At 65.0% G+C, this 26,299-nt stretch carries 25 protein-coding genes and 1 pseudogene; 13 read left to right on the top strand and 13 right to left on the bottom strand.

The window, feature by feature from the left end; all coding sequences use genetic code 11:
* Positions 1-135: 135 nt before the first annotated feature.
* The 5 genes from FE263_RS20765 to FE263_RS20785 are packed head-to-tail and all read left to right on the top strand — an operon-like array spanning position 136 to position 4,904.
* Entirely contained in the window at positions 136-645 is a 510-nt protein-coding gene (locus FE263_RS20765; protein ID WP_138327961.1) for a conjugal transfer protein TraD, read from the top strand.
* Positions 642-2,693 (top strand): type IV secretory system conjugative DNA transfer family protein, encoded by a 2,052-nt coding sequence (locus FE263_RS20770; RefSeq protein WP_138327962.1) that lies wholly within the window; start codon positions 642-644, stop codon positions 2,691-2,693. Before FE263_RS20765 ends, FE263_RS20770 begins: the two co-directional genes overlap by 4 nt.
* 2 nt (positions 2,694-2,695) lie before the next feature.
* Positions 2,696-3,775, top strand: a complete 1,080-nt coding sequence (locus FE263_RS20775) for an AAA family ATPase (protein WP_138328014.1) — start codon at positions 2,696-2,698, stop codon at positions 3,773-3,775.
* Positions 3,772-4,125: a hypothetical protein gene (locus FE263_RS20780; protein ID WP_138327963.1), complete on the top strand. Its 354-nt coding sequence runs from the start codon at positions 3,772-3,774 to the stop codon at positions 4,123-4,125. The genes FE263_RS20775 and FE263_RS20780 overlap by 4 nt, the downstream gene beginning before the upstream one ends.
* Positions 4,122-4,904 (top strand): hypothetical protein, encoded by a 783-nt coding sequence (locus FE263_RS20785; RefSeq protein ID WP_138327964.1) that lies wholly within the window; start codon positions 4,122-4,124, stop codon positions 4,902-4,904. The genes FE263_RS20780 and FE263_RS20785 overlap by 4 nt, the downstream gene beginning before the upstream one ends.
* A gap of 158 nt (positions 4,905-5,062) precedes the next feature.
* Here FE263_RS20785 and FE263_RS20790 read toward each other — a convergent pair whose 3' ends face one another.
* The 5 genes from FE263_RS20790 to FE263_RS20815 form a co-directional block, all read right to left on the bottom strand.
* Positions 5,063-5,989 carry an ArdC family protein gene (locus FE263_RS20790; protein WP_138327965.1) on the bottom strand — a complete coding sequence of 309 codons (927 nt, stop codon included), beginning with the start codon at positions 5,987-5,989 and terminating at the stop codon, positions 5,063-5,065.
* Between the two features lie 545 nt (positions 5,990-6,534).
* The gene (locus tag FE263_RS20795) at positions 6,535-7,023 is read right to left on the bottom strand and encodes a GIY-YIG nuclease family protein (RefSeq protein ID WP_138327966.1); all 489 of its coding nucleotides are present in this window, start codon (positions 7,021-7,023) and stop codon (positions 6,535-6,537) included.
* An 18-nt stretch (positions 7,024-7,041) separates the two neighbouring features.
* Positions 7,042-7,998 carry a hypothetical protein gene (locus tag FE263_RS20800; RefSeq protein ID WP_138327967.1) on the bottom strand — a complete coding sequence of 319 codons (957 nt, stop codon included), beginning with the start codon at positions 7,996-7,998 and terminating at the stop codon, positions 7,042-7,044.
* A gap of 679 nt (positions 7,999-8,677) precedes the next feature.
* Positions 8,678-9,664 (bottom strand): tyrosine-type recombinase/integrase, encoded by a 987-nt coding sequence (locus FE263_RS20810; protein ID WP_138327969.1) that lies wholly within the window; start codon positions 9,662-9,664, stop codon positions 8,678-8,680.
* A complete protein-coding gene (locus FE263_RS20815; RefSeq protein ID WP_138327970.1) occupies positions 9,661-9,924 on the bottom strand; it encodes a GIY-YIG nuclease family protein in 264 nt (87 codons plus the stop codon). Before FE263_RS20815 ends, FE263_RS20810 begins: the two co-directional genes overlap by 4 nt.
* A gap of 198 nt (positions 9,925-10,122) precedes the next feature.
* Between FE263_RS20815 and FE263_RS20820 the strand changes: the two genes are divergently transcribed.
* Together FE263_RS20820 and FE263_RS20825 are read left to right on the top strand one after the other, a co-directional pair.
* Entirely contained in the window at positions 10,123-10,368 is a 246-nt protein-coding gene (locus FE263_RS20820; protein WP_138327971.1) for a CopG family ribbon-helix-helix protein, read from the top strand.
* The gene (locus FE263_RS20825) at positions 10,365-10,655 is read left to right on the top strand and encodes a type II toxin-antitoxin system RelE/ParE family toxin (RefSeq protein ID WP_138327972.1); all 291 of its coding nucleotides are present in this window, start codon (positions 10,365-10,367) and stop codon (positions 10,653-10,655) included. Before FE263_RS20820 ends, FE263_RS20825 begins: the two co-directional genes overlap by 4 nt.
* A 36-nt stretch (positions 10,656-10,691) precedes the next feature.
* On the opposite strand, the gene FE263_RS20830 is transcribed toward FE263_RS20825, so the two are convergent.
* From FE263_RS20830 to FE263_RS20860, 7 genes are all read right to left on the bottom strand, one after another.
* Positions 10,692-11,015, bottom strand: a complete 324-nt coding sequence (locus FE263_RS20830) for a transcriptional regulator (RefSeq protein WP_138327973.1) — start codon at positions 11,013-11,015, stop codon at positions 10,692-10,694.
* Between the two features lies 1 nt (position 11,016).
* Positions 11,017-11,412 (bottom strand): type II toxin-antitoxin system RelE/ParE family toxin, encoded by a 396-nt coding sequence (locus FE263_RS20835; protein ID WP_240760018.1) that lies wholly within the window; start codon positions 11,410-11,412, stop codon positions 11,017-11,019.
* Between the two features lie 359 nt (positions 11,413-11,771).
* Positions 11,772-13,286 carry an ATP-dependent helicase gene (locus FE263_RS20840; protein ID WP_138327974.1) on the bottom strand — a complete coding sequence of 505 codons (1,515 nt, stop codon included), beginning with the start codon at positions 13,284-13,286 and terminating at the stop codon, positions 11,772-11,774.
* Positions 13,286-15,052 carry an ATP-dependent nuclease gene (locus FE263_RS20845; RefSeq protein WP_138327975.1) on the bottom strand — a complete coding sequence of 589 codons (1,767 nt, stop codon included), beginning with the start codon at positions 15,050-15,052 and terminating at the stop codon, positions 13,286-13,288. The genes FE263_RS20840 and FE263_RS20845 overlap by 1 nt, the downstream gene beginning before the upstream one ends.
* 57 nt (positions 15,053-15,109) lie before the next feature.
* Positions 15,110-16,279 (bottom strand): reverse transcriptase family protein, encoded by a 1,170-nt coding sequence (locus FE263_RS20850; RefSeq protein WP_138327976.1) that lies wholly within the window; start codon positions 16,277-16,279, stop codon positions 15,110-15,112.
* A gap of 176 nt (positions 16,280-16,455) precedes the next feature.
* Positions 16,456-17,721 (bottom strand): phosphoribosyltransferase-like protein, encoded by a 1,266-nt coding sequence (locus tag FE263_RS20855; protein WP_138327977.1) that lies wholly within the window; start codon positions 17,719-17,721, stop codon positions 16,456-16,458.
* A gap of 254 nt (positions 17,722-17,975) precedes the next feature.
* Entirely contained in the window at positions 17,976-19,802 is a 1,827-nt protein-coding gene (locus FE263_RS20860; RefSeq protein ID WP_240760019.1) for a DEAD/DEAH box helicase, read from the bottom strand.
* A 349-nt stretch (positions 19,803-20,151) separates the two neighbouring features.
* Here FE263_RS20860 and FE263_RS20865 point away from each other — a divergent pair, with 349 nt between their 5' ends.
* From FE263_RS20865 to FE263_RS20870, 3 genes and pseudogenes are all read left to right on the top strand, one after another.
* Complete coding sequence (locus FE263_RS20865; RefSeq protein ID WP_138327979.1) at positions 20,152-20,409, top strand: ribbon-helix-helix domain-containing protein; 258 nt, start codon at positions 20,152-20,154, stop codon at positions 20,407-20,409.
* A 3-nt stretch (positions 20,410-20,412) separates the two neighbouring features.
* Positions 20,413-20,481 (top strand): annotated as a pseudogene (locus FE263_RS23010) (putative toxin-antitoxin system toxin component, PIN family); the annotation flags it as partial.
* Between the two features lie 67 nt (positions 20,482-20,548).
* On the top strand, positions 20,549-20,833 hold the full coding sequence (locus FE263_RS20870; RefSeq protein ID WP_240760022.1) for a putative toxin-antitoxin system toxin component, PIN family: 285 nt from the start codon (positions 20,549-20,551) through the stop codon (positions 20,831-20,833).
* 399 nt (positions 20,834-21,232) lie between these two features.
* Here FE263_RS20870 and FE263_RS20880 read toward each other — a convergent pair whose 3' ends face one another.
* Entirely contained in the window at positions 21,233-21,868 is a 636-nt protein-coding gene (locus FE263_RS20880) for a TetR/AcrR family transcriptional regulator (RefSeq protein WP_138327980.1), read from the bottom strand.
* A 102-nt stretch (positions 21,869-21,970) separates the two neighbouring features.
* Between FE263_RS20880 and FE263_RS20885 the strand changes: the two genes are divergently transcribed.
* The 3 genes from FE263_RS20885 to FE263_RS20895 all read left to right on the top strand — a co-directional run bounded on the left by FE263_RS20885 (position 21,971) and on the right by FE263_RS20895 (position 26,295).
* Complete coding sequence (locus FE263_RS20885) at positions 21,971-22,198, top strand: YiaA/YiaB family inner membrane protein (RefSeq protein ID WP_138327981.1); 228 nt, start codon at positions 21,971-21,973, stop codon at positions 22,196-22,198.
* Positions 22,195-25,569, top strand: a complete 3,375-nt coding sequence (locus FE263_RS20890; protein WP_138327982.1) for an MFS transporter — start codon at positions 22,195-22,197, stop codon at positions 25,567-25,569. The genes FE263_RS20885 and FE263_RS20890 overlap by 4 nt, the downstream gene beginning before the upstream one ends.
* Before the next feature lie 93 nt (positions 25,570-25,662).
* A complete protein-coding gene (locus FE263_RS20895; protein WP_276611250.1) occupies positions 25,663-26,295 on the top strand; it encodes an esterase/lipase family protein in 633 nt (210 codons plus the stop codon).
* Positions 26,296-26,299: the final 4 nt, after the last annotated feature.

A 26,299-nucleotide genomic window follows, 5' to 3' on the forward strand; every position in this document is an offset into this window, starting at 1 on the left:
GTGTGCAACAGCACTGTCAATTCCACGCAAAAGCTTCCTCCGCAGCTGTCGTCTGATCTCCGGAGATGATTCAGTCGCCGCATAGCGGGCGGCTGACGACCGGTATCGCGACAGGACACCGGAGGAGATCACGCCATGGCCCGCACCCTTGCCGAGCGCCTGCGCGCGCATGAGCAGTCCCGCGCCCGGCTCGCCGAGGCCGAGGCCAGGCTGAAGCTCGACGAGCGCAAGCAGCGCACCCGCCGCCTCGTTGAGGCCGGTGCGCTGGTCGAAAAGACCGGCCTGCTCGCGCTCGATAGCAACGCCCTCTACGGCGCCCTGCTCTCCCTGCGCGATGGCGCCAGCGACAAAGCGCAGGTCGAGACCTGGGCCGCCCTCGGCGGTCGCGCCTTCGACCGCGAGGCCCGCGCCCGCGACGAGGGCAAGGAGCCGGTGCTGCTCAGCTTCACCGGGCCGCTGAGCAAGGACGCCACCACCACGCTGCGCCGCGCCGGCTTTCGCTACAGCAAGGTGATGCGGCACTGGGAGGGCCTCGCCCGCTTCGACGATGCCAGCACCCTTGCCAAGGCGCACGGCGGCAGCGCCCGCCGCGTCGGCGCCACAACCGGGCTTGCGGGCGCATCCAACGCTGCAGCCGCCGAGTGATCGACCGCGCCGGCTACGACCTGGTCCGGGTCGGGCTGCGGATCGCCCTGCAGCTCTGGCCACTCTGGCTGTTCTGGTGGGTCTGGGACATCACCGACGCCGTCTACCGCAACAGCATCCTGCTCGGCTTCGCCCATCTCGGCGGCCTGACCTCGCAGCAGATGAGCTGGAACCAGTACCTGCTCTGGCGCGCCTGGCCCGTCGCCTCGCTATGCGGCCCCGCTGTGCTGATGCTCGCCGGCATCATCGTCTACCGCACCCGGCTGCTCGGCCGCCTGATGGGGATCGGCGGCATCGCCGGCATGGCCATCGCCACGGTGCTCACCGTCCGGCCGGAGGCGCTGCGCCTGACCAGCCTGCTCGGCCAGGGCTACGCCTTCAACGACGTGCTGCGTGACACCAACGCCTCCTTTCTGGCAGCGGCCCTGTTCGGCACCGGCATGGTGGTGCTGGGCCTGCGCGGCCTGACCCGGCCGTTCCCGGTCGGCCGTCGCGGTGCACCGCTGCTGCTGCGCGCGCGCTCCGACAATTTCGGCCACGCCGCCTGGCTGTCCATGCGCGACGCGCAGCGCCTGTTCCCTGGTCCGGATCCCACCTATGGCGGCATCGTCGTCGGCGAGGCCTACCGGGTCGACGAGGACCGCGTCGCCCGTATCGCCTTCGATCCGGCCAACCGTGGCAGCTGGGGCCGCGGCGGCACCGCGCCGCTGCTGGTCGACCCGTGCCGCACCGGTCCCACCCACGCCCTCGTGCTGGCCGGCTCCGGCGGGTACAAGACCACCTCGGTCGGCATCCCCACCCTGCTGACCTGGACCAGCTCCGCCGTCGTGCTCGACCCCTCGCAGGAGATCGGTCCGATGGTGGCGGAGCACCGCCACCGGGCCATGGGGCACACCGTCGTCACCCTGGATCCGGCCACCGCCCGCACCACCGGCCTCAACGTGCTGGACTGGATCGACGTTACCTCCCCGCTGGCCGAGAGCCACGTCGCCGCCGTCGTCGGCTGGATCACCGGCGAGATCCGGCCCGGCACCTCCGGCAGCGGCGAGTTCTTCAAGGGCAGCGGCCAGGATCTGGTCGCCTGTCTGCTCGCCGACCTGCTCTGGGACCCGGACCTGCCGATGGAGCGCAAGACGCTGCGCGCCCTGCAGCGCCGCCTGGTCACGCCGGAGGACCAGATGCGCACGCTGCTGGGCAGCATCCACCAGAACTCCGCCTCCGCGATGGCGCGCGATCTTGCCGGCACCCTCAAGGGCGCCGTGCCCGAGACCTTCTCCGGCATCTACGCCAACGCCAACCGCGACGCGCGCTGGCTGTCCACCAGCGCCTATGCCGATCTGGTCTCCGGCGGCGCCGAGGGCGCGGGGCCCGCCCTGCGCACCGGCGACCTCGCGCGCGGCCGCACCACCGTCTTCCTGCAGATCCCGCTCAGCGTGCTGCAGACCACCCCGGCCGTCGGCCGCGTGCTGGTCGGTGCCCTGCTCAACGCCGCCTACCAGGCCGACGGACGCGTCCGCGGGCGGATCCTGTTCCTGCTCGATGAGGTGGCGCGGCTCGGCTACATGCAGCTGATCGAGCAGGCCCGCGATGCCGGACGCAAATACGGCATCACCCTGCTGCTGCTCTACCAGTCGCTCGGCCAGCTGGTCGCGCAATGGGGCCGCGAGGGCAAGCAGGCCTGGTATGACAGCACCTCCTGGCGGCTGTTCGCCGCCGTGCAGGATCCGGACACCGCGCGCGAGCTGTCGGCGATGTGCGGCGAGTATGGCGTCGTCGCCACCAGCACCGGCGACAACCAGGGCAGCCAGGCCCGCTCCGGCATCGCATCGAGCAGCTCCGGACGCTCGGAGAACCGCTCCGAGCTCAAGCGCGCGCTGATCAAGCCCGACGAGCTGATCCAGGATACCCGCGGCGACGAGGCCTTCGTGCTGGTGCGCGGCAGCAAGCCGCTGCGCTGCGGCCGCGCCATCTGGTTCCGCCGGACGGACTGGCTGCCCCTCGTCGGCGCCAACCGCTTCCACCGCGATGACCAGGATGCAGCCGATTGACGATGCGATGGCCGCTCTGGCGCATCCTGGGCGGGCTGCTGGGCGCCTGGTTCGTCCTGGCGCTGCTCAACCAGTATGCCGGCATCCTGTTCCTGCTCTGCACCGCCGTCGCCGGCTGGCGCCTCTGGCTGACAGCTTCTGGCAGACTGGAGCAGCAGCCGAACGCCAGCCGGCCACCGGCGCCGCGACAGCGTCAGAATCAGACCTCGCCTGATCCGGCTGGCGTTCCAGTCTCGCGCAATTCGCGCGCCCTGGATCGCGCCCTGGCGGAACTGGACGGCATGGTCGGCCTCGCCTCCGTCAAGACCGAGGTGCGCAAGCTGATCGACGTGCTCGCCGCCGAACGCGAGCGCGCCCGGCTTGGCCACAAGGGCGAGCCGCCAACGCTGCACTGCGTGTTCCTGGGCAATCCCGGCACCGGCAAGACCACCGTCGCCCGGCTGATGGGCGAGATCCTGCACGGGCTCGGCTATCTCAGGCGCGGCCACCTGGTCGAAGCCGATCGCTCGGTCCTGGTCGCAGGCTATGTCGGCCACACCGCGATCCTGATGCGCGAGACCGTGCAGGCGGCCCTCGACGGCGTGCTGTTCATCGACGAGGCCTACAGCCTGGCACGCACCGGCGGCAGCGGCCCGGACTTTGGCCGCGAGGCGATCGACACCCTGCTCAAGCTGATGGAGGACCATCGCGGCCGGCTCTGCGTCGTGGTCGCCGGCTACACCGGCGAGATGCGCCGCTTCCTGGACAGCAATCCCGGCCTGCGCTCGCGCTTTACCCGCACCATCGACTTCGCCGACTACACCGCCCCCGAACTGGCCTCGATCTATCGCCGGCTGGTCGCTGCTTCCGGGTTCCAGCTGACGCCGGGGGCGGATGATGCGCTGCTGGAGGGCTGCGACACCCTGCTGCGCGCCCGCGCCGAGACCTTCGGCAACGGGCGCGCCATGCGCACGCTGTGGGAGCGCACCCGCGAGGCGCAGGCCGGCCGGGTGATGCGGCTGCCGGACCGCACCGCCGAGGATCTGGTGACGATCACGGCAGCCGACATCGATGCCGCCGCTGCCATGGCGACGACGGCATGATCCGGCTCGCCGAGGCGCAAGCCCTGCTCACTCGTCTGGCGCAGGCTGCACCGCTGGCCTGGCGGCAGGACAGGCTGTTCCGCAGCGCCGTCATCGGCATGGGCGTCACCCTGGCGGTTTTCCTGCTGCGGCCCGGCGCCTCGCATCAGGATCGGACGCTGCCACCTCTGGACGTTTCTCCAGCAACACCGGCCCTGTTGGGTCCGGCCGGAGGAAGCGCTGCGCTTCCGGCGCAGGGCCCCAGCGATCCGGTGCCGAAGATCGCGCCCGGCCATCCGCTGGGGGACGTCACCGTTGCGCCGACGCTGGACAACGACCGCTTTGGCACCGTCACGCCGGGACACCGATGACACGCTGCGTCCTCTTCCTGTCAGCCGCCCTGCTTGCTTTGCCCCTGGCTTCCAGGGCGCAGACGATAGCGGCTACCCCGACCCCGGCCAGCCAAAGCCAGCTCGACCGGATCGAGAGCAAGCTCGACGCGATCCTGCGACGGCTTGATCAACTCCAGCGACCGCCCCCTGGGGGAGTCCAGAGCCACCCTGTGTCGTCTGGCGCCTCGAGCGCCTCACCTGTTTCTGGCGAGCCGCCTGCACCGCCCCCGGCCGCCTACAAGCCCGGCGCCCTGGTCGTCGCCCGTCCCGCGCCGAAAGATGCGAACAGCCTGGCCGAGGTGCCGGCCGATGACGTCGGCGGCTTCGTCTATGCCGGCGGCCCGATCGCTCTTACCGACATCCGCACCCGCGGCGTGCGCTACGCGGGTCCGGTTGGCGCGGAGATCCAGGGCTGGCTTCGTGCCAGGGAAGCCGGGCGCTACCAGATCGGCACCGACCTCGAGGTCCATTTCAAGACCGGGTTCTACTTCGCGCCGAGCTGCTTCCTGCAGGCCCGGCTGGAAGGCCGCAGCCTCGACCAGCGCTCCACCCTCATCAGCCATCCTGCTGGCAACGACGCCAACGCCACCCTCGTCCTGGGCGCCGAGCTGCAGCCCGGCCTCTACCGCCTGCGCGTCTGGATCGCCTGCACCGCCCCGCAAGGTGTGGCCATCACTTCCGAGCTGCTCCTCAAAGCACCGTCCGAGTTGAACCTGCGGCCTGTCACCGGCAACGACCTGCTGCATCGTGAGGAGTAGGTGTCAGCGCAACAGGCTACGGCTGGGAGGCGTGCAGTCTCTGCGTCTCCTGCTGGATGAGCTGCAGCTCGGGCTGGACATCCAGGACGTGCTGCGGCCTGAACTGATTGCAGATCTGGCGGCTCCCGATGGCTCGAAAGCCGTAAGCGTCAAGCAGCCTACGCGACGGCCTCACCCGTTTCTGTTTGATGCCGGAGTGTGATCCGCCCGTGGATGTAGTCCGCCGCAGCCTGCGCCTTGGCGGCGGCCGTGAAGATTGCCCGGCTATCGCCGCGCAGCACCTTCAGCCAGCTCTGCACGTAGGCCGCATGATCCGGCCGCGGCGTGACGGCCAGACCGAGGTCGGCACACAGGAAGGCCGCACCAAGCTCGGCCACCAGCTCCTCCGCGGCATAGCTCTCGTCACCAAACCGGCTGCCAAGATCCCGCGCACACCGGCTCGCATGCGCCGTCCAGTGCGTCACCTCATGCGCCAGCACCGCGTAGTACGACAGCGCGTCCGCGAATGCCGCGAACGGCGGCATCTGGATGCAGTCCTGCACCGGGCGGTAGAACGCCCGGTTGCCGCCATGCCGGACAACCACACCAACCCCGTCGAAGAACAGCTCGGCCCGCTCGATCCGCTGCGTTTCGGGCAGCAGCACCGGCGCTCCCGGCTCGAAGCCGTCAACCTGGTCCGCGTTGAACACGCTGTAGCCTCGCGCGACGAACCGGCGGCTGCCGGTAGCATCCTCCTGCTTCTCGGAGCCGGCCTCTGCTCCGGAACGGTCCATCGCCTTCCAGAACACCACGGGACTGGCCTGCTCGCCCTTGCGCACCTGGGCGCCGCGCTCCTGCCACTGCCGATATGTCCCCCACACCGCACTGCCATACGATCTGGCCTGCCCCGACGCCCACAGCACCACGGTGTTGACGCCTCGGTAGGTTCGTCCTGTCGCCAGGCTGACCGGTAGCCGCGGTGCCAGCCCATCGGCACCACTGTGCCACGGCATCCGCCACGCGCCGGCCCCGGCCTCGATTGATGCCACGATGCTGTCCGTGACCCGCTTGTAGATGTCGGCCCGCTCGGTGATCGTCTGGTCCATCTGTCTTCCCCTGGCTGCGAAGCAGCGCCTTCTGGCGCGCTGCTTCCCGGGGCCGCGCGAGCGGTGGAGATGGACGGGGACAAGCGGCTTCGCAGGGGCCCGGCTGCACGCAGCCAGAGCGCAGCGCCGGCGCAGGAAGCTGGGTGGAAGCCGCTTGGGGGGAGAGAAGAGGCAACGCCTCTCGGCCCCCGCACCGCCGCGTCCGCGGCGGTATGTGGAGGAAGTGCGATACAATGCAGGGTGCTTGATGAAAGCTTTCTGCCTCTGCACGCTGACCCACAGTGTCGAGAAGCAATAAACTTAAACCTGGGTCTGCTTGTCAGAGGATCCGCGATGCCGCTCACCGGAAGTCCTTATCGCTCGACTGCCTGCTCCCAGGCTTCCGGCAGGGCTGCACTACCCCGCCGAGGCGGCACTATTCCTGTGACTGTTCGCCTGGATCCGCCACGCTGCGACCGGCTGAAGCGGCTTGTCGCAGGGTCACTGTTTTCTACGTCTCGGAGAGAGGCGGCACGTAATAATCCAGTTTATCGCTCGTGCGAGGGCTATTTGTCCTCTTCGTCCTCTTCATCTTCCTCGAGCCGACATTGGTAATACTGCTTAGCCATGCTCCACTTACCGCGCTGTAGGTTTAAGCGCGGTTCAGAAATTGCAGTAGAAATCGCTTCTAAAATATTTAGCACTTGGGCCACATCAGCTTTAAGGCTGCTTGTATCAGCCGACAGAACACCTTGCTTCGTTACCCACTGCGTTCCAAACCATGAAAATCTATTCCAACGCTCTGATAAATGATCGCGATTGTGAGTTCTGAGTCGCTTGAAAAGCCGGTCGTCACCGCTCCCAGTCTGGCCAACATATACCAGCTCGTAGTTCGCATATAGGGCGTATATTCCTCGCTGGTCCCGGAAATCTATCTTCCTTGCCGCTCTGCCTTTGCTTGCCGCCCCCAAGAGCGTTCCGGCAACGCGTGGTTTTCCCCAAAACACTCTGTCGTTGTGCCAATGAAGCCCGTAAGATTTAATCAACCCCAGCACCTCCTTGGCTATCCAGCATTACTCATTATCATACTCGTCTCTGTAATAATTCTCGACGATTTTGTCCACGTCCACGTGCTCTTCCGGAACAATCCCAAAAAACTCTATTGGGTCTTCCTCTTCCTCGACCGTATACACAGCTCCTAATCCGGCCTCTTTCATCTCCTGAAACCCATTAAGAGAAAGTCTGCAATAAGGGCATTGGAACGAATTGGGAAGAACTCTCACTTCCCGTGTAATCGTTACTTCATCGGGATCAATTCGCGCGGGGCTGCGGCCTATAGCCTCGCCTGCCATTGCCGCGGTCATATCACAAGACGGACACTGCCATTTGCGACGAAGCTTGCTCGACTTCACATACAGATCGAGCTTAGCTGCGAACGCTTCGGCTTTTTCCGTTTTCCAATCGTCTGGGGCATTCAGGTAGAATTTCTTTGCCTTAGCTACTTTTTCTTGAACCTCCCGCTTAAGATTATCTCGACGGTCCTTAAGAATGTTTTCAACAAACTTAGCGTGATCTGCTGTCAAAAAATCCTTGAAATTCCGGCTGACGTGCCGAAGCAGCACCTCAACTACTTCATAAGTCGCAGGCAGCCAGCTTGAGTTATCAATATTTTCAAAGGCTGCCGCTCCGGAATGTAGCTCTGAATTCCGGCGATCTGCCATGATAAGGCAGTGAGCGGACATCTTGTCGGTGAAGTCTTTTATGAACACCGAGCAGCGTGCAAAGACGGCCTTGGCCTGAATTGACTTTGGAACACCTTTCGGAATGATGCCGAAGGCATAGTGGGTATTATCTGGCTCACGAGGATCGGCCAACAAGGCCGGGTGAACATGGGCAAGTGCCGCCCGCGCCAAAATCTCCAATGACAGGCTCATCCAAAAGCCCATCAATGCAGAATTCATTGGCTCATCGTGAGCCCTTCGGGCGTAGAGCTTTGCCTTGTTGTATAGCGCTTCGAAAGCCCAATCCATCAAATAACTCCTACGGCCCAGCGACGAAGCACGCGTGATGGCGATGCAACTGCGCCTTCCCCCCGTGCGTGCAGGCAAGTCCAATTATTGATGATAAGCAGAGCGCCTTCTTTCCAAATACACTCTACTCGATTTGTATACTCGTCCAACATAATCTCTACGTCGTGCAGTTCCCAATAGGAACTCGGCAGTAGGCGCATACTAAGTGGATCAAACCGAATGCGTAGACCGTCCTCGCCATCTTCAGCGACATAGCAATACATTGGCGAATGCCCGGCTGCTGTGCTGACCCACCTCGAATTAAAGAGTATTGGTGGCCTTTTCCTCGACAATCTTCTGATCTGTATAGGCCATAGAATGGTCGGACAGAAGCCCTCTCCCACCTTTAGGCATTGCAAGGCAATATATCTCGGAGGCCTTGGTAGAAAGGCGGCATCAGTATGCCGTGGCTGTGCATCGAGCCCCGTCTGGGCTGACATCGATAAAGTTGGAGCGTTTTTCCTTGTGTAAGGCACAAGATCATGATGATCCGTGCCGGACTGCGTCGGGAGCAACGGCCCTAGACATGCCAATATGTCCCTGGCAAATACAGCTTCATCTGGTTCAAGCCAGCACCAACCGCTCGACGCCAAATCCCGCTCAATTCGCCCTTCGTCCGCTACGGTGTTCCGACGGTAACTCACAACGCTATCCGCTCAACTTCATCGAGAGAAATGTCCTCGCCCCGTCGGTCATAGAGCGTGGTTGTACGGGCCGAGCTATGCGCAGCCATCTTCTGCGCGTGTTCGAGCAGGCCGCCATTTTCGAGGTAAGCCGTGATGCCCCTCGCCCGCCAGGAATGGCAGCCGAGGCGAGTTTCCACGCCCACCGCAACGGCGCGGCGCTGGATCATCCGGTAGGCGTCGGCCTGGGCCAGCGGCTTGTCAGTCAGCCGGCCGGTGCGACCCTCGCCGGTGCGGAACAGGAAGCCCTTACGATCTTCCGCAATGCCGGCCGCCTTTTGGTAGGTATCGAGCCATTCCTCCAGAGTGTGATGCACCGGCATCGTGTGCTCCTTGCCGCCTTTTTCGTGCAGCCGCACCCATCCGCGTTTTCCGACTTGGTAATAATCGCCGCCCCGCATGGTGGTGACGGCTCCGATGCGGGCGAAGGTGTAGAGCAGCATCCCGATTAGGGCGCGATCCCGCAGGCCGATAAGGCTGCCCGTCTCGATGGCGGCGATCAATGCCTTGGCTTCCTCGCGGCTCGGCATGTGCGTCTTGCCAGTCGCCATGCTGTGCTTCGGCCCGCGCACGGCGGCCGCAGGATTGTGCGGCACCACTTGGCCGACTACCAACCAATCGAACAGCATTCGCACGGCTGCGAGCTGCTGCTTGACGGTTGGGGCGGAGCGCCCTTCCCGGCTTAGTGTCTCGACCCAGGCCGCGACATGCACCGGCTGAATCCCAGGAAGTGCTAGGCCGAGTCCTTCGCACCAAGCGAAAAAGGACGACGCGGCGCGAGCATAGGCAGCGCGGGTGTTTGAATTGCGGATGTGGGCGGCAAAAAAGTTGAGATAGTGCCAGGCAGCTTGTTCGCCATGTGCGGCGATGATCATCGGCACGACTGCCCCTTTCGGAAGGAAGCTCGCAGCATCAGCACGACTGGGAAGGATCAGCTCGGTCATGCGAGCCCGACCCGGTTCCATTCAGGGCGGACGGCCCGGATCAGCCCGGCTTCCAGCCCATCCACCAGATCGACCGGCAGGCCGTTCCACTCACTTGCGCCGGGCGTGGCAAGCAGGACAGAAGCTGTCATGCCGTCCGCCAAGGCCGCCTGAATCAGCTGCTTCACGCGGTATCGGTTCTTGTCGCCGCGCCGGTAATTTTCGAAGCGGCGGCGAAGGTCGCCCGTCTTTCCAACGTAGACGATCCTGCCGTTCAGCAAGAAGGCGTAGATGCCAGCCTCACGCGGCGACGGCGCTCCGCGCCGCTTTCCGGATCTCTGCCATGTTCGCGATGAGAGAGCTGATGAAAAACTTCATTTGTCGTAGCGCTTCCTATCGGCGCCGGCCTCCGGGCGCATCTAGGCTTTCTTCTTACAGCGTCATACGATAGAATACAATGTAAGACAGGAGCAATGATAATGCACACCGGCGCGCCCAGAGGGGCGATCACTGTTCGGCTTGAAGCCGCCAAGCGCGCCGAGCTGGACGAGCTGGCACGGGCCACCTCCCGCGATCGCTCTTTCTTGGTGAACGAGGCCATCGACGCCTATCTCGCCGTCCATCGCTGGCAGATTGCCCGTATTGAGGAAGGGCTACGCCAGGCTGAGGCTGGCGAGTTCGCCAGCGAGGATGAGGTCAACGCCGCCTTCGCGCGCTGGCAGTGATCGTCCGCTACACGAGGCAAGCGCTGGCCGACCTGGACGACGCCCGCGAGTTTATTGCGCAGGAGCGTCCGGCATCTGCCATGGCGATGGGTCAACGCATCCAGCACGCCATCTCTGGCCTTAGTCAATTTCCAGACCGTGGAAGGCCGGGACGGGTTGCAGGCACACGCGAGCTGGTGATTACCCGAAGCCCCTTTATCGTCGCCTACCGCGCGGGTGGAGGTCATGTGGACGTGCTGGCGATCCTGCATGCCGCTCGACAATGGCCGTCTGCTTTCAGCGGCTAATCCGGGATGTCATTTGGGTTGGTTTGATACGTGACGTCAACCACGCGACCCTGCGGCCACATGCAGGGCAAAGCCCGCGCGCTTCTGCTTGTGTCCTAGCACGTTGAAGAGGTTACGCGCCTGCAAATTGCCGTGCGGGCCGAGCATGCGGATCAGGCTCTTCGGCTGCGTTCCGGTCTCGGCGCCTAGCGCCTCGAAGCCGACGGTCGCGTTGATATAGTCGCGCAGGATCGCCTTTCCGGTGTCCAAGTCGTCGGACAGCATGGTGTCGATGCTTTCACGCAGCAGCGCCTCGCCGTAGGCCGGATCGGCCGCGACCTGCCGTTGCACCAGCTCGTTGAAGTCCCATGTCAGTACCATCTCATTCGCCCCCGCGTTTGGTCGGCTTCCGCCGCCGGTATTCCGTCCACATCGCCTGCGCCGCGTCGATATCCCGCTGCTGGCGCTTCTTTGTGCCACCGGTCAGCAGGATCACCAGCGTCTCGCCGTCCCGGCCGAGATAGACGCGGTAGCCGGGGCCGAAATCGATCCGGCACTCCAGCACCCCTTCCCTACCCCCTTGAGGCTTAAGGCTTGAGGTGTTGCCATGCTCGAGTTGGGCCAGGGCGACCGTCACCTTGGCCATGGCCGTCGCATCAAGATCAACAAACCAGGCTTCGAACGGGCTTTTTCGATCGCTGGCACGAGCCTGTTTGCCGCCGACGCGGCATGGTTTGGCGCCGCCAAGCTTAGGGGCCAGCCCCTCGGCACGCTGCAAGGGCCTTCCGCCCCTCCGCCAAGCGCTCCGGCTCCGTGCAGCCGGGTTCCCCGCGAAGGCCCTTCGGGCGGAGCGCTTCAGTATTATAAAGCAGACACACCAAAGGATTATGGCCAACGAAGATCGTTGCCATTAGCCTTGCCACAACATTCACGTGATTTGGTTCCCGAAGTGCGCCGATGCTTGGTCGAAAACGGCGCTCGCGACCCGGCTTTAGTCTAAGGAATATTGTGAACCCGATCGATGTTAGATGCCTTGAGGGTGTTATGCACCCAACCAGAGGTTGAAAGGCCTGATTGGCCGATCGCGGCTAGTCAGCTTTTGGAAATCGAGGATCGCCAAGCGGACGCGTAAGCCACCTAAGTTTTGAACATTGGGCTCGGCTTGGCCTTCGATACGATCAGCAGGAGTGATGTCGTCGCGCGGCTGAGCGCAACGTAAAGCTTCGCACGGGCCGCCTTAGTGTCCCCGAAATTTGCCCGGTCGCAGGGCAATAACATCACGTTGTCGAACTCCAGGCCCTTTGCCTTGTGGATCGTGCTGATCGCCTTCGCCGGGATCTTTGGTCGCGCATGCGTCCGGCGGCGGGCGATCTCGGCAAAACCGTCATCGGGATCGTCGTATTGTCCAAGCTGGATCGCTTCGGCGAACTCGCGACCGTGATCAAACCTCACATTGGAGAAGGCCGGTTCGTTGGCGACGAGCCCGCGTAGATGGTCGAGCGCACGCGCGACCCCGCGGTGATCCGGCCTCTCGACGATATGCCGCGCCATTGCCTGCAAATGCTGCGGTTTCCCGTTACAGGGTTTGGCACATCCCTGTTCCGCCTCTGCCACGAACCGGTTGCCGAACGCGGTTGGTGAGAAGCCCGTCGCTACGCTGCCGATGAACGTAACGGTGCTCTGTGCCAGCCCGGCGGCATTTCCCTGCTGGTTACGGGTATCGGCGACCAGGCTGGTCAGACCGTCGCGAACATGCCCCTCCCATATCGGCATGCGACGGTTGAAGAAGGCCCGCAGCGCCGTGACACGATCATTGTGTCCGGTAAGGACGAGCATGGATTGGAAGTTCGCGCGTGCGTAGATCGGCTGGCTCAGACTGCCCGCCACTCTGAACCCCATATTTTGCTGGGCGACATTGTCGGCGTAGTGCACGGTCAAGCCGGCCGGCAAGGCGCCGGTCAGATCGATCTGGTTCCCGTTACGAAGTGCCGCCCGCGCCTCCAGGATCCAGGCCCCAAGCGCCGGTTGCGCATTCGCCCAACGGTGCGGGGTATCGAGCTCCTCGAAGCGATCGGCCGCGTTCTTCAGATCCGCCCAGCGTTGCTCGGCTGCAGCCGTCTCAGCCGCAGTGCCGGTGAAGATCATCTGCATAGGATCGGCGAATACCCGGAGCATCGACCCTGCACTGTGCAGACTTATCACGACCGCATGCCGGTCGGCGCAGGCATCCTGATGCTCGTCGCAGATGATGATGGGGTAGCGACGCGCCACGCACGACGCGATCATCGGATATCGAGTCAGTAGCAGCGCCGTGCGATCGGCGAGGACGGCATAGCCGTTCGGATCGCGGCGCGCCCAGGCCCCGACATCGGCGGGCAGGCCGAGCGCCTGGTGATAGGCGCTGGCGATCTCGATGATCAGCCCGTCGATCGTACGTATCTCGACCCGGCTGAGTCCGTGCGTCCGGTCGGCAAAGACGTCACACGCCGCATTGGTATGCGTGACGATGAGGAGCCGCCCCTCCCCCAAGCCAGGTGCCACGTCACGGGCGTAGCTCGCGCCCTGATAGGTCTTGCCGCATCCACCGGGCGCTTCGACCACGACCAGCGGCGCGGCCGACCGCAGGGCTTCCGCGACCGTGGCGTCACTCATCAGTCGACCGTCTGCGCCGCGGCGAGACCAACCGCAGTTCGTACGGCATTGACGAACGGGAGCAACTGCGGCGACAGGTTCGGCCAGAGCCCGAGCGCAAACACCTTTTCCCCAAGCTCAGCGCCACCGGCGGTCGATTTGAACCAGCGCTGGCCGTGCTTCTTCCATTCCTTCTTCTGGTGGTTTGGGGAGCCGGCATCGGCAGGCGGGCTGCCGCAGGCCGCTCCGACGATCAGCTGGCGGATATCGCCGGTCGCGGCGAGGATGGCCGCGAGCGATTTGTCCTGGATGCCGAGCCGATCCGCGAGCGTCCTAAGTCGCTCGCCGGCGTCTCCCTCGGCGTCGGTGATGAAGGCTTCGATCTGGTCGTCGCAGAGGTGCGGGACGATGTTGGTTTCGAGACAGCCATTGGGCCAGCGCATCAGGAAATCGCCCAGCTTCTCCTTGACCTGTTGCCATAAACCCTCCTGAGTTCCTTCATTGTCGGCAAACCCGGCCACCGCCAGCCCGCTCGCCGCTAGACCGCGCAAGACCGTCAGCGCCTCCGAATTGCTCCCGCCGTCACTCACGCGGATGCCGTACCGCCGGATATCCTCGCCGATCGACCGCGTCAGCAGGGTTGTCACGAACCCGACCTCGGTCGCGCCCTCGGCTATCACCGCAAGTCGCGCGAGGAAGGTTTCGGGGTCGCGCTTCTGCTGCGCGGCGACTGACGCGGGCAAGCTGCCGACTTTGCCGCCCGTATCGACATACCAGAGCGCGGCACCCACCGCGGCGTTGACCGCGGGTGCGCTATGGGTGGTCACGAACACCTGGGATGGGTTCGCGATCAGCTCTTCCATCAGGATGCGCTGCCGATAAGATTCGAGCCCGCGTTCGATCTCGTCGACGACGATGATCGGATGGTCGACTTGGTGAAGGGCCGCGACCTCAAACGCCGCCAGTCGGCGTGTCCCCGCGCCCCAGCTGGATAGTGGCAGTTTCGTCCCGTCTTTGGTCGCCATGAGCCCGATCAGGGCGTTCAACGAAAACCCCTGACCACCGACTAGGCCAAGACCGAGTTGGCTCGGGAGTAACCGGACGACAAACCTCCTATTGAGGGCGGCCAGCGCCGTTTTCGCTTCGTCTTTGAGCTCGCCATCGACGTCGGTCTCGCCCAACTTGTCGGCAAGACGCGATCGCAGCGTCCGATCGCTCAGCAAGCGATCGAGCGCCGATCCCTGCAGCAGGCGTAGGTCGCGATCGTTGCGATCGTCACCGCTTAACCGCACCACGCCGATATTGCGGCGGACCGACACGGGAAAATGGTCGAAACTCTCGTCAGGCTGGCAGATTTCATGCTGGAGATCGAAATTGGGCGTGCCGCAGACCCGCACGCAGAATACCGGATCGTGCGGCTGTCCGTTATTCACCTCAAGATCGGGCAGTTTGGCGCCCTCGCCACACCATTCCCACGGCCAAACCGACTTGCGCTGCTCGACGATTCCACAGGTCAGCGGCAGCGCCATGACGGCGAGGATTTCGAAGCCCTCCTCGTGGCGACGCTGCCAATAATCGGCGTCCGACAACGTCGTCGCATTGGTCGGGTTCAAGAGCAAAGCGATCGCTTCGAGGATCGTTGTCTTGCCGACATCGCCGCCGCCGAGCAGGACATTGACGCCCTTGGCGGGAAGCCAAGTCAAGTCTTCGATTCCCCTGAACCGCTTGATGCTCAGAAGCCGGATGTAGGGTGCCTCGTCGGCGGGTTGCTGTCCATCATCTGGCATGACGCTAAATTACCGCTTGACGAGACGCTGGTCTAGCAACAGATTGGTTCAAAGAGACTAGAGCCAATCATCCTCCTCGCCGACCTCCTGCGGTTGGATGAGCGGCCAGGACGCCGATCGGAAGGTCCTCAGCGCTGCCGCGCCGAATGCCGGCTCGACCTGCGTTGCCCAGGCAATCAGTCCACGAACATGATGGTAGAGGCTCGACGTCCCGGTCTTGCGGGCGAGCGCATGTTTGGCCGGGCCGTGATCCGGCGAGGTCAAATAGTGTAGATGAAGCCGGATGTTGTCCTTGAAAGCGCGCGACAGGCGCGGCGTCGGACCATTGACCAGCAAACCGAGGACAACCCGACGGGTGCCGGGTCCGCGGATGACGGTTTTCCGGTGATTTGGCCGGAAGCCCGCCTCGTTGAGGATGCGGCAGACCTCGCGCTGCAGGCCGCGCATCTCGGCAATGGTACGGGACTTGTCCGACGAAAAGGCGAGATCGTCGGCGTAACGCGAATAACGAAAACCACGGGCCTCAGCGAGCATCGAGAGAAACTCATCGGTCCGGACCATGGCAAGATTAGCCACCATCGGGCTGGTCGGGGCCCCTTGCGGCAAGAATCCTTCGAAATTGCTTTGGTAGAGAGCAATGGGGCTGGGATGCGGCGCTGGATTGCGCCCCGGCCCGCGATCAAGGCCAATCGTGCACAGCCGCGCGAATTCGAACGCCAACAACTTGGGGAACCCCAGGCTTGCGAAGATCGCCGATACGTGCCTTTCGCTGACTGAGTGGAAGAAGTCCTCGATGTCGACCTTGAGCAACCACTGCGTATCGGGATGCTGCTCGGCCGCGAGAACCGGCGACGAGTCGGGATGAAAGGCGAAGCTCGCTGGATGGGGCTCGACGTACCGCAGGACATTGTCGACCAGCCAGCGCTGGGCGGCTGCCAGACTCGGCGGCGGAATTGAGATCATCCGCATCGATGATCGGCCGGGGATACGCTTGCGCAAGTAGACGAAGCGGTATCCGATGTGCGCGCGTCGGGCGACGCTCCTGCGCAGGAAGAAATAAGGGAGGCCGGTCACTACCGAAAAATGGCGCAGCGTCAGCACCGGCGTGATCCGCGGATCGGTCTCGCGAAGTCGGGCGAAAGCGGCGAGTGCGTTATCGAGCGTGACCGTGGCGACGCCTTGCCGCCGACCCCCGGACAGATAGCGTTGAGGGCTTGGCGCTGCCATCTACTTCGGCCCACCGGGGTGGGTGGGACAGCAAGTCTCGTCCAAGACTCCGCCAGCCGAGACTTGCTGTCTCGCGCAGCGCGAAGGTCCTGCTCCGATGCGCGGGCTCAGGGAATCCCAAGCCCCAGGTCCCCAAGGGACCAGACGCCGCTTGCGCGGCGCATTTCTAAATGCCCTCACCGGGCCCTCAACTGGGTTGGATAATAATAGGGTTGCTCGGTCGAGGGAAGCATTACCGTGCGTGCGCGGCGCACTTGCAGGCGGCGCAGCTCGCGTCGTCCCAAGGCAGTGAGCGTGCGGCGCGGCGACGTCCAATGGGCGATCTCGGTGAAGACGAGGATTTGCTCGACATCGGCGATCGGGAGCCGCGTGCGGGCCGAAGCCGCGGCGGCGCTGCTTGCACCATCGAGCAACGCGGCCAGCACCAGCATGGTCTCGATCCAGCGCCGTTTGAGCGGATCCTCGAGAAACTTCTTGGCAGCGCGTAACCGCAACATGCTCCGCGCCCGTTCGGCAAGCGCGTCGGCATTATCAGCCGGAAACTTCTGGTCCGCCGCCAGCGCGCTGCGATTGACGAACAGCGGGAGCCAGCCGCCCTTGCGGCTATGTAGGATCGGCGGCGCATTGTTCGGCATGCCGTGCCCAAACGCGATCAACGCGCCGCCATGACCATACCCTAGCGGCGTTTGATGCTTCTTGGGATGGGCCCGACAGAGTGCCGTCACCTCCTTCTGTTCCTGACCCCCGAAAGAGCTCCACAAGGTCGGACAGGCGTTGAGGACGCGCACGCTCGGCTGGCTGCGGTGCGAACGGACCCGATCGAGCCCCGCTTCGGTGCCCGAATAGGCAACGACCGCCAGTCGAATGCGTCCGTATGAAGCCCAGCTGCGAACGGTCGCCACGCGCCAGAAGGCTTCGATCATCTCCCATACGCGCTGTCCCGACCCTATGAAGTCGGTGACGATGACGATATGGCTGGCCCGTGTGCTGCGCAGCGTGTCGGGCCCCGGATGGCTCGTAACCAGGTTACGGTGCAGCCGCTGATAGCCGGTGATGAAGTTGGCGATCGCGCCTTCGCTGCCGATTTCCTGATTATTAGGATCGATGACGATCGGCGGGACCCCCGCACCCGTTGCTCGCCCTTCCTCGGTCCTCGGAAAAATGGGCAGCACTTTGGTTAGCTCAAGCCCATAGTCGCCCTCGACATCGCGCGTTTCGACCTCGCGCTCGGCATAGAGTGCGACCGGACGATCGATATCACTGTCGGGACGCGTCGCCAGAATTTCGTCGAGCAACGTGCGCAAGGCACGATACAGAGCGTCGTGGCTGACCAACATTACCGCGTCAGCCAGTCGCGCTGCGGTGCCGCGCTCGCTGCCCGGAAACTGCTCCAGCCAGGTGCGGGCAAATTCAGACTGAGAGACCGTCATATTGCACAGCATACTGCAACGCGTGAGGCTGCAAACCCATTCAGGCTGTGGAATAAGTCCAGAACCACCGCGATCACCAGCGCCGGCCCGCCGAATTGCGTGCTGGCACTGTCACGACCGCAAGGCGCAGGGCGCTCTCAACGCCGCGGCTGGCGAGACGAACGAATGACTGCTTTCCGAATCGATTGCTCTCCAGTCGAATGACCGACTTGGGCGCATAGCGGTCACTCAAGCGGCGTCCGGTCAACCGTCAGAAGCCTGCTTGATCAGCTGATCCTCACGGCAGGCGCCTTACGGCGGCGCGGATCACGTCCGATTGGCGGCTTCCACTCGCCTTGCTGCTTCGCCGTCCAGGCATAGCGCGGGTCATCGTCCAGCAGGTGCAGGTGCTCGGCGAGCCGGTTGCGTTCCAGCCAGCCGATCGCCGCCTCGAGCTCGGCCATCGTCATCCGCGCCCGGCTTTTGTTGCCCGTGACCCGCTTCAGCGCCGCATTGTAGCGGTGGTAGAGCCCACGACCGGCATGGCCGTGCTTCAGCCCCGCCCGCCCCGCCCCGTCCTCAACTGCTTGCACCCCCACCATCTCCCCCAGTCGCGCCCGCAGCCGCCGCTCGATCACCGATGGCGGCTCCAGCAACTCGGTTTGCGGTTCCTCAATCTCGGGGCGGTGCAGCGCCAAATCCGGCCCGGGTCGCAGCGTGTCGTAGCGCATCGCCAACGCGTTCGACGACAGAGGCTCGATGCCCGGCCTGGGTTCGAGCTGGTCCAGCAGCCACAAGGGCAGCGCGCTCTGCGACCGAGCGGGCTTCGGCCGCTTCGCCAGTGTGCCCTGCTCCGTCTCCATCCGCCGTCGGAACTCTGCGAACAGCGGATCGTCGGGGTGGAACACTACCGCCCGCTGGTCCTCGTATCGGCCGCCCTGTGGATCCACCCGCGTGGCCCGCGCCACCATCTGCTCGAGCCAGGGCCGCGAGCGGATGTGGGTCAGCGCCGCCACCACCGCCACCTCGGGCGCGTCCAACCCTTCGTAGGCCATCGCCACCGTGACCAGGATCGAGGGCTCCGCCCGCAGGCGAAACCCGGCAAGGGTCGCGTGCGCGCCCGGCATGTCCGCGGTCGCGATCTGCGCCACCTTCCCTGCCTGCGCCGCAGGGATCCAGCTGCGGAGGATCTCAAGGTAGCGCCGCGCCGCCGCCTGGTCCGGCGCCACCACCAGCAGCTTGCCCAACCCTCGCGCCGAGGCCGCAGGTGCCAGCCCGCGCGCCGCGCGCCGCCTCGCACGGAGATCGCGGATCGCGACGAAGGCCTCCCGCAGCAGCGCCTCGGCAAAGCCCGTGCGCAGCGCCGTGAACAGCGCAGGCCGGGTGGTCTCGTCCGGATAGAGGGCGGCCAGTCGGTGCGGGCCGAGCTCCAGACCGGTCTCGTCGCGCCAGGACGCTTCGCCGTCCAGCGCCCCAAACGTCACCGGCAGCACCGCGCGCTCGGCCAGCGCCTGCTTGCGCGAGTAGCCCACAATCGCCCAGCCGGGTGCGTCGAGCTCGACTTCGCGGGTGCGGGCCTTCCGGCCCTTGCGGTAGGGCAGCCATAGGATTCCCCGTCCGTCGGCCCGCTCCAGGGTGCCGCTGAGCAGTAGCCGGACGGCCGCGCACTCGAACAGCGGCAGCAGCGCGCGCGACCAGGCACTGGCCACGTCTTCGGCACCCGCTACGACCTGGGCCGCAGCCGCGGGATCGACCTCGGCCAGCGCCGGCAGGTGATGAACCTCGTCCACCACCAGCAGGGTGCGGTGGCGCCGGAACTCGGCGAGGTGCAGGTCTGGCGCCGCCGCCACAGCCTGGTAGGTGGTGATGTAGCCCGCCAGCCCGCGGCTTGGATCGGGGGCATTGTCGGCCGCCCGCACCGCCAGTGCGTGCGGCAGGGCCGCGCGCCAGGCCGGATCGGCGAACGCCTCCTCGGCCTGCAGCCGCAGGCTGTCGCGCGGCACCACCCAGCACACCCGCTCCACCAGGCCGGCGGCGACTAGCCGGGCGGCCGCGATCACCGGCAGCAGCGATTTGCCGCCACCAGGCGTCACGGCGGCCAGGATGTCGCGCACCTCCGCTTCACCGCTAACAATGGCGGCGGTGACCCCGTCGAGGAGACGCTGGTGCGAGCGAAGCGAACGGGACAGCAGCGGACGGACCCTGGAACGTGAGCCGGAATCCTGAGTCCTCCGGAGTCCAACGTCTAGTCACCAGACGACAGGACAGGCGAGATCGTCATCAGAACCGGCTTACGATCAGGGCGCTCACCCGATCGGAACTGGCAGCGATCACTGCGATGGCTTGGGTCATTGCGTGGGGGCGGTCGCGCGACCTGTTCACGTTGGCGCCGCTTTCTGCTGAGTGCTGTTAAGCGCCTATCATGGTAAGCTGCTAGGTGCTTACCATCCGGAGCCGGTTGCTATGCCTGACGACACCACCACCCGCTGGACCGTGTCGGTGTCGCGCGACACCGACATCGCCGTGCGCAGCTTCCTCGCCCAGCGCGGCATGAAGAAGGGCGACCTGTCCAGGTTCATCGAGGACGCCGTGAAGTGGCGCGTGCTCGACCAGACCATGGCCGAGGCCCGTGCCGGCTTCGCCGATCTGCCGCCCGACGCCATCGAGGCCCTGGCCGACGAAGCGGTGACAGCGGTGCGCAGGGCCCGTACGGCGCGCTGAGGCGTGCGGCTGGTCATCGACACCAACATCCTGGTCAGTGCCCTGCTCGCCGCCGCCTCGCTGCCGGCCCAGCTCGTCGTGCTCTGGCGCGCCGGCCGGTTCGACCTGCTGACCACCGCCAACCAGCTGGACGTAGCTGATGCGCGTCACTCGCTACCCGAAGATACGCGAGCGCCTGGCGCCGGCCGTAGCAGGCCGCATGGTCAACGATCTGCGCGCGCTCGCCATCACCGTCGATGCCGTGCCTCGCGTCGCGATCTCGCCGGACCCGGACGACGACTATCTGCTGGCGCTCGCCGCGGCGGGTGCTGCCGACTTCCTGGTGACGGGCGACAAGCGTGACCTGCTCGGCCTCACGGTCTACGAAGGCACGAAGATCCTCACCGTGCGGGACTTCCTGGCTCAGCATGGATGGCAGTCATGAGTAGCTCCTGGCCTGCGCTCGGCCAGGAGGGCTTGTTGGCCGGGATCCGTTTCCTCGAGTTCTTCGCCTCCACTCTGCGCAACCCGCACACGCGGCGCGCCTATGCCCGGGCGGTGAACCGACTTCCTGGCCCGGTGCGAAGCACACACGGTGCCGTCGCTCGCGGCCGTGCAGCCGCTACACGTCGCCGCCTGGATCGAGCTCCAGACGCAGGAGCGTTCGGCGCCCACGGTCAAGCAGCAGCTCGCCGTCCGCCACCTGTTCGACTGACTGGTGATGCCCGCTTAGGGTCCTCAGCCGCCATTTCGAGCTCAATCACAACAAGCTCTAGGCCGAGGGTAATGATGAAACTGAGCACAGTTCATCTGTCCGTCTTGTTGGCGGAGGATAGACTCATAATCAACTTGACTGGGGGGCCGTAGCCTCCGGGCGTGATAGGTGGCTTAGTCCGGCAGCCATCACGTCGACGAGGTCGCGAACCTGCTGTCTCAGCTTTGCTGGCGAGACCCGACCGATCTTCTGCTGCAGGCCAAGCGTGACAACACCATGGACGGCCGAGAACAGCATACGGGAAAACTCACCCCTCTGCTGGATTGAGGCGTCTTCAACCGCGCGCGCCACGACGGCAGCCAGATCCTGGAACATTGCGTCGCGCTTCCTGGCGTACCACGTCGGAACTGGACGCTCGTCCGCCATACGGTGCGAGAACAGTGCATCCCATCGGGGTGTCTGCTCCTGGGCGTAGTCCACATAGGCAAGCGCCATGTTCCGCATAGCAACCTGAGGCCTGTCAGCAGCGGTGACGGCGTTCCTAAGACGCGCGCCGATAGCATCGAGGGTTCGAGCGTTGACCATGAGGATCAGCCCGTCCTGATCCACACCGATCTTGTAGATCATGCCCGGCGAGCATCCGACCGTCTTGGCGATGCTCCGCATACCCAGGCCAGACAGGCCTGAGGTGCCAATCTGCCGCTCCATCACGTCCAGGATGGTCTCTCGCAGGGCAGCATATCGGGCCTTAGTGGTCAGCGACATGGACGGCCTCCCTCTCAGCAGAAGAATTAGCTTGTGAACGTTGTTCACGCAAGCTACAAGGCTCTCCGTGAACAACGTTCACATCGCAGCAAGGAGAGCCTCATGACCCGCCGCGACAGCCACTCGCCCGCCTGGAACGCCTTCACCTACCTGTCCTTTGCTGCCGCGGTGACCATGGCGGTGCTTGGCATCTGCTACCTGCCGCTTGGCATCTGGGAGCGCGGCTACATGGGTATCGCCGCCCTGTTCCTGGTGCACTCGTCGATCTCGCTGACCAAGACCCTGCGGGATCGGTTCGAGGACGAGAAAACCGAGGAGACGGGTCGATGAGCCAATTGCTGCTCACTGACCGCCGCTTCCGCCCGGTCTTCCTCAGCCAGTTCTTCTCGGCCCTCGGCGACAACCTGCTGCGCAACACGCTGGCGGCGCTGGCACTGTTCGCCGTGGCGGGCTCCAGCTGGATGGTTGCAGCCGCCACCGCTGCTTTCGTGGCTCCGGCGGCTGTGCTGTCAGGTCTCGGTGGCGAGCTGGCCGACCGCATGGACAAGGCGCGGCTAATCCGCGCCCTCCGGCTAGCCGAGATGCTGGTCGCAATGGTCGCTGCGATGGGCCTCGTGACCGGACACCTGCCGGTCGTGCTTGGTGCCCTGGCTGCCGCCGGCGTAATCGCGGCGCTATTCGGCCCAGTCAAATACGGCATCCTGCCCGACCAGCTCGCGGCCTATCGGCTGCCGGGAGCCAATGCTCTTGTCGAGGGCGCCACCTTCGCCGCCATCCTCATCGGCTCGGTCGGCGGCAGCATGCTGGTGTCATTGCAAACTGGCCCCGGCCTGGCGGCCATCATGATACTGGCCGCCGCAGCACTGTCATGGCTGAGCGCTCGCGGTATCCTCTCCACCGTCCCAGCAGCCCCCGGCTTGCAGGTGCGGGTCAACCTGATTGCCTCGAGCTGGCACCTGCTACGCGACCTGCGCGCGGAACGTCGCTCCTGGCGCGCAGCACTTGCCAACGCCTGGTTCTGGATGTCGGGCGCCGCTGTGCTGACGCTGCTGCCAGGCTTCGTGCGCGACGCGCTGGGCGGCAGTGCTGCGCTGAACGGCCTGTTCCTCGGCGTGTTCGCTGTCGGCATCGCGGCCGGCTCGGGGCTGGCCGCATCTCTGGCCGGCGGGCGCGTCGTGCTGGCCACCGCCTCGATTGGCTGTGTCCTGCTGGGGGGTGCCCTGCTCGAGGTCTGGCACCTGGCGCATGTCTCAACGCAACCGGCGCCGCTTGCCGAGCTCTGCCTGTCGCTGTTCGCAGCCGCCGCCGGAGCCGGCCTGATCGCGGTGCCGACCCAGGCTGCTATCCAGAGTTGGGCCGCCCCGAGCCGCCGCGCCCGTGCTGTCGGCGCCATGAACGTGCTGTCCGCACTCGGCATGGTATTGTCCAGCGTCGCCCTGATCGTCGCTCAGGCCGAGGGTCTGGAAGCGGTCACACTGCTCGGCATCACCGGATTGCTCAGCCTGCTGCTGGCGCCCGTCATGCTGCTCGTACTGCCGGCTAATCCTGTCGGCGACATACTCTGGATGCTCTACCGGCTGCTGTTCCGCATCGAGGTGAAGGGGCTGGAACACCTGCCCCGGCCCGGCGAGGCAGCCTTGATCACACCAAACCACCTGAGCTGGCTCGATGCCGGACTGGTCATGGCGATCGCCGAGCACCGGCCACTGTTCGTGGTCGACGCGCAGGTCGCACGGCTCTGGTGGGTGCGTCCGGCACTCAGGCTAGTCTCCTGGCTGCCTGTCGACTCAGCCGGCCCGCAGTCGCTCAAGACGATGATCGCCGCGGTCTCAGCTGGCAACGCCATGGTCATCTTTCCCGAGGGTCGCCTGTCGGTCACCGGCTCGCTGATGGAGATCCTGCCCGGAACAGGGACCGTTGCGGACAAGGCGCATGCGGTCGTCGTGCCAGTCCATCACCAGGGCCTCGAGCGCACGCCCTTCTCACGCCTCGACCGCAGCCAGACCCGCCGCAGCCTGCTGCCGAAGGTGAGGGTAACAGTATTTCCGGCACGACCCCTGGAGGTGGCCGATGACCTGGTGGGGCGTGCTCGGCGTCTGGCGCTGACCGAGGCGCTTCGTGACGCCATGGAGGAGGCCGTCTATCTCGATCGGCTGAGCGACGACACCCTGTTCGAGGCGGTCGCCCGCGCCGCGCGCCGGCACGGCATGGGCCGACTGGCCACGCAGGATCCGGTGTCTGGCGCCCTCTCGTATCGCAAACTGCTCGCGGGCATCGACGTGCTCGGCGGCAAGATCAGCCTCGGCACCGAAAAGCGCGAGATCGTCGGCCTGCTGCTGCCGACATCCAACGCCGCCGCGGTCTGCCTGCTCGGCCTCAGCTCGTATGGGCGTACTGCGGCGATGATGAACGCCACTGCCGGGTTGCGTGGGCTGCGCGCCGCCATCCAGGCCGCACGGATCCGCACGGTGGTGACGTCGCGCACCTTCGTGGCCAAGGCCAGGCTAAGCCAAGTGATTGATGATCTCCATCAGGACGTGCGGGTCATCTATCTTGAGGATGTCCGTGCGACAGTCACGCGTCGGGATCGCATCAGCGGCTTGCTGCGAGCGATGTTCCATACCGCGACGCCACGCGTCGCTTGCGCGGCGGACGATCAGGCCGTCGTGGTCTTCACCTCCGGTTCCTCCGGCACCCCAAAGGGCGTGGTGCTGAGCCACCGCAACCTGCTGTCCAATGTGGCTCAGGTGGCCGGCCGCATCGGCTTCGGACGTGACGACAAGGTGCTCAACGCGCTGCCGATGTTCCACGCCTTCGGGTTGATGGGCGGCTTCCTGCTGCCAGTCATCAACGGCATCCCGGTCTTTCTGTACCCCTCGCCGCTGCACTACTCGACTGTTCCGGTGATCGCCTACAACTGGAACGCCACGGCGATCTTCGGGACCAGCGTTTTCTATAACGGCTACGCGCGTCGCGCGACGCCATCCGCCTTCCGCTCGCTGCGCCTGGTCGTTGCCGGGGCCGCTCGTGTGGCGCCTGCCGTACGCGAGCTGTGGATGGAGAAGTTCGGCCTGCGCATCCTGGAAGGCTACGGCGTCACCGAATGCTCGCCGGTAGTCGCCGTCAACACGCCGGCCTCCAACCGCTCCGGCACGGTGGGCCGCCTGCTGCCCGGCATGCAGATGCGCCTGGAACACATCCCGGGACGCGACGATGCCGGACGTCTGGTGGTGCAGGGTCCCAACGTCATGCTTGGCTACCTGAAGGCTGACCAGCCGGGCGTGCTGCAGCGGCCCCAGGATGGTTGGTATGACACCGGCGACATCGTCTCGCTGGATCAGGCTGGCCATCTGCGTATCCATGGTCGTCTGACACGCACAGCGCGCCCCGGTGGCGAGATGGTCTCGCTGGAAGCCATCGAGGACATCGCCGCCGACCTGTGGCGCGATGCGATGTCGGTTGCAGTGACCGTTCCGGACCCGCGCAAGGATGAGCGCGTCGTCCTGCTGACCGACAAGACCGGAGCGGTCCGCGATGATTTTGTCGCCCGCGCCCGCAGCCTGGGCGCTCCCGAGGTCATGCTCCCTGCGGAGGTCAGGGTGCTGGGCAAGCTGCCACTGCTGGGGGCCGGCAAACCCGACTACATGGCAGCGACCAGGCTCGTGCTCGAGGACCATCCTCTCAAGGTGGATCGGGTTTGATGCCGGTTAACAGGGTAATCGCGACGTTGCGGGGGTCGAACGCCCACGCTGATAGACTAGAGGGCCAGGATTCCACAGCCTTGCTGGATCCTCCTGCACGGCATCGCCGGTTCGGTCGCGCAGCTCGCTAAACTGGAGCGCGCACTTTCGAGTGCCGGTTACGAGACACTCAACCTGAGATATGCGGGACGTCACAAGCCGATCAAAGATCTGCTTGAGGACGTACACCGAGATGCCGCTTGGTTTCTCGATCGGGCAGCCGGACGGACCCACTTCGTGACCCACTCGATGGGGGGACTTGTGGCACGAGCGCTCATCAACCGATATCGACCCGCCGCCTTGGGCCGCGTTGTCATGCTCGCACCTCCCAATCAAGGCAGTGAGTTGGCTGACCTGCTAGCCAGAACTACGGCCTATCGGCGCTTCTTTGGTCCGGCTGGTTTGGAAATTGGCACAAAACGGGGCGAGCGACTGTGTCAACTGCTAGGCGCCGTCGATTACCCGCTGGGCGTCATTGCTGGAAGTCGCTCCCTGGACCCGTTCTGCTGGTTGATCATCCCAGGCCCGAACGACGGTCGGGTTTCTGTTGCACGCACCGCCGTCTCTGGCATGGCCGACAGTATGACCATCCCCGCGACCCACACTTTCATCATGCGAAATCGCCGGGCAATTGAACAGACCATCCACTTTCTTCGATATGGCTACTTCCGCTCGGTGAGCTGGTAGGCCC

Origin of the sequence: Lichenicoccus roseus (assembly GCF_005844085.1) — a bacterium.
Lineage (GTDB): Bacteria > Pseudomonadota > Alphaproteobacteria > Acetobacterales > Acetobacteraceae > Lichenicoccus > Lichenicoccus roseus.

Bases quoted from the DNA above. Each gene is read 5' to 3' on its own strand.
- FE263_RS20765 (WP_138327961.1), top strand. From the start codon at position 136: ATGGCCCGCACCCTTGCCGAGCGCCTGCGCGCGCATGAGCAGTCCCGC.
- FE263_RS20775 (WP_138328014.1), top strand. From the start codon at position 2,696: ATGCGATGGCCGCTCTGGCGCATCCTGGGCGGGCTGCTGGGCGCCTGG.
- FE263_RS20780 (WP_138327963.1), top strand. From the start codon at position 3,772: ATGATCCGGCTCGCCGAGGCGCAAGCCCTGCTCACTCGTCTGGCGCAG.
- FE263_RS20785 (WP_138327964.1), top strand. From the start codon at position 4,122: ATGACACGCTGCGTCCTCTTCCTGTCAGCCGCCCTGCTTGCTTTGCCC.
- FE263_RS20790 (WP_138327965.1), bottom strand. From the start codon at position 5,989: ATGGACCAGACGATCACCGAGCGGGCCGACATCTACAAGCGGGTCACG.
- FE263_RS20800 (WP_138327967.1), bottom strand. From the start codon at position 7,998: ATGGATTGGGCTTTCGAAGCGCTATACAACAAGGCAAAGCTCTACGCC.
- FE263_RS20810 (WP_138327969.1), bottom strand. From the start codon at position 9,664: ATGACCGAGCTGATCCTTCCCAGTCGTGCTGATGCTGCGAGCTTCCTT.
- FE263_RS20820 (WP_138327971.1), top strand. From the start codon at position 10,123: ATGCACACCGGCGCGCCCAGAGGGGCGATCACTGTTCGGCTTGAAGCC.
- FE263_RS20830 (WP_138327973.1), bottom strand. From the start codon at position 11,015: ATGGTACTGACATGGGACTTCAACGAGCTGGTGCAACGGCAGGTCGCG.
- FE263_RS20840 (WP_138327974.1), bottom strand. From the start codon at position 13,286: ATGAGTGACGCCACGGTCGCGGAAGCCCTGCGGTCGGCCGCGCCGCTG.
- FE263_RS20845 (WP_138327975.1), bottom strand. From the start codon at position 15,052: ATGCCAGATGATGGACAGCAACCCGCCGACGAGGCACCCTACATCCGG.
- FE263_RS20850 (WP_138327976.1), bottom strand. From the start codon at position 16,279: ATGGCAGCGCCAAGCCCTCAACGCTATCTGTCCGGGGGTCGGCGGCAA.
- FE263_RS20855 (WP_138327977.1), bottom strand. From the start codon at position 17,721: ATGCTGTGCAATATGACGGTCTCTCAGTCTGAATTTGCCCGCACCTGG.
- FE263_RS20865 (WP_138327979.1), top strand. From the start codon at position 20,152: ATGCCTGACGACACCACCACCCGCTGGACCGTGTCGGTGTCGCGCGAC.
- FE263_RS20870 (WP_240760022.1), top strand. From the start codon at position 20,549: ATGCGCGTCACTCGCTACCCGAAGATACGCGAGCGCCTGGCGCCGGCC.
- FE263_RS20880 (WP_138327980.1), bottom strand. From the start codon at position 21,868: ATGTCGCTGACCACTAAGGCCCGATATGCTGCCCTGCGAGAGACCATC.
- FE263_RS20885 (WP_138327981.1), top strand. From the start codon at position 21,971: ATGACCCGCCGCGACAGCCACTCGCCCGCCTGGAACGCCTTCACCTAC.
- FE263_RS20890 (WP_138327982.1), top strand. From the start codon at position 22,195: ATGAGCCAATTGCTGCTCACTGACCGCCGCTTCCGCCCGGTCTTCCTC.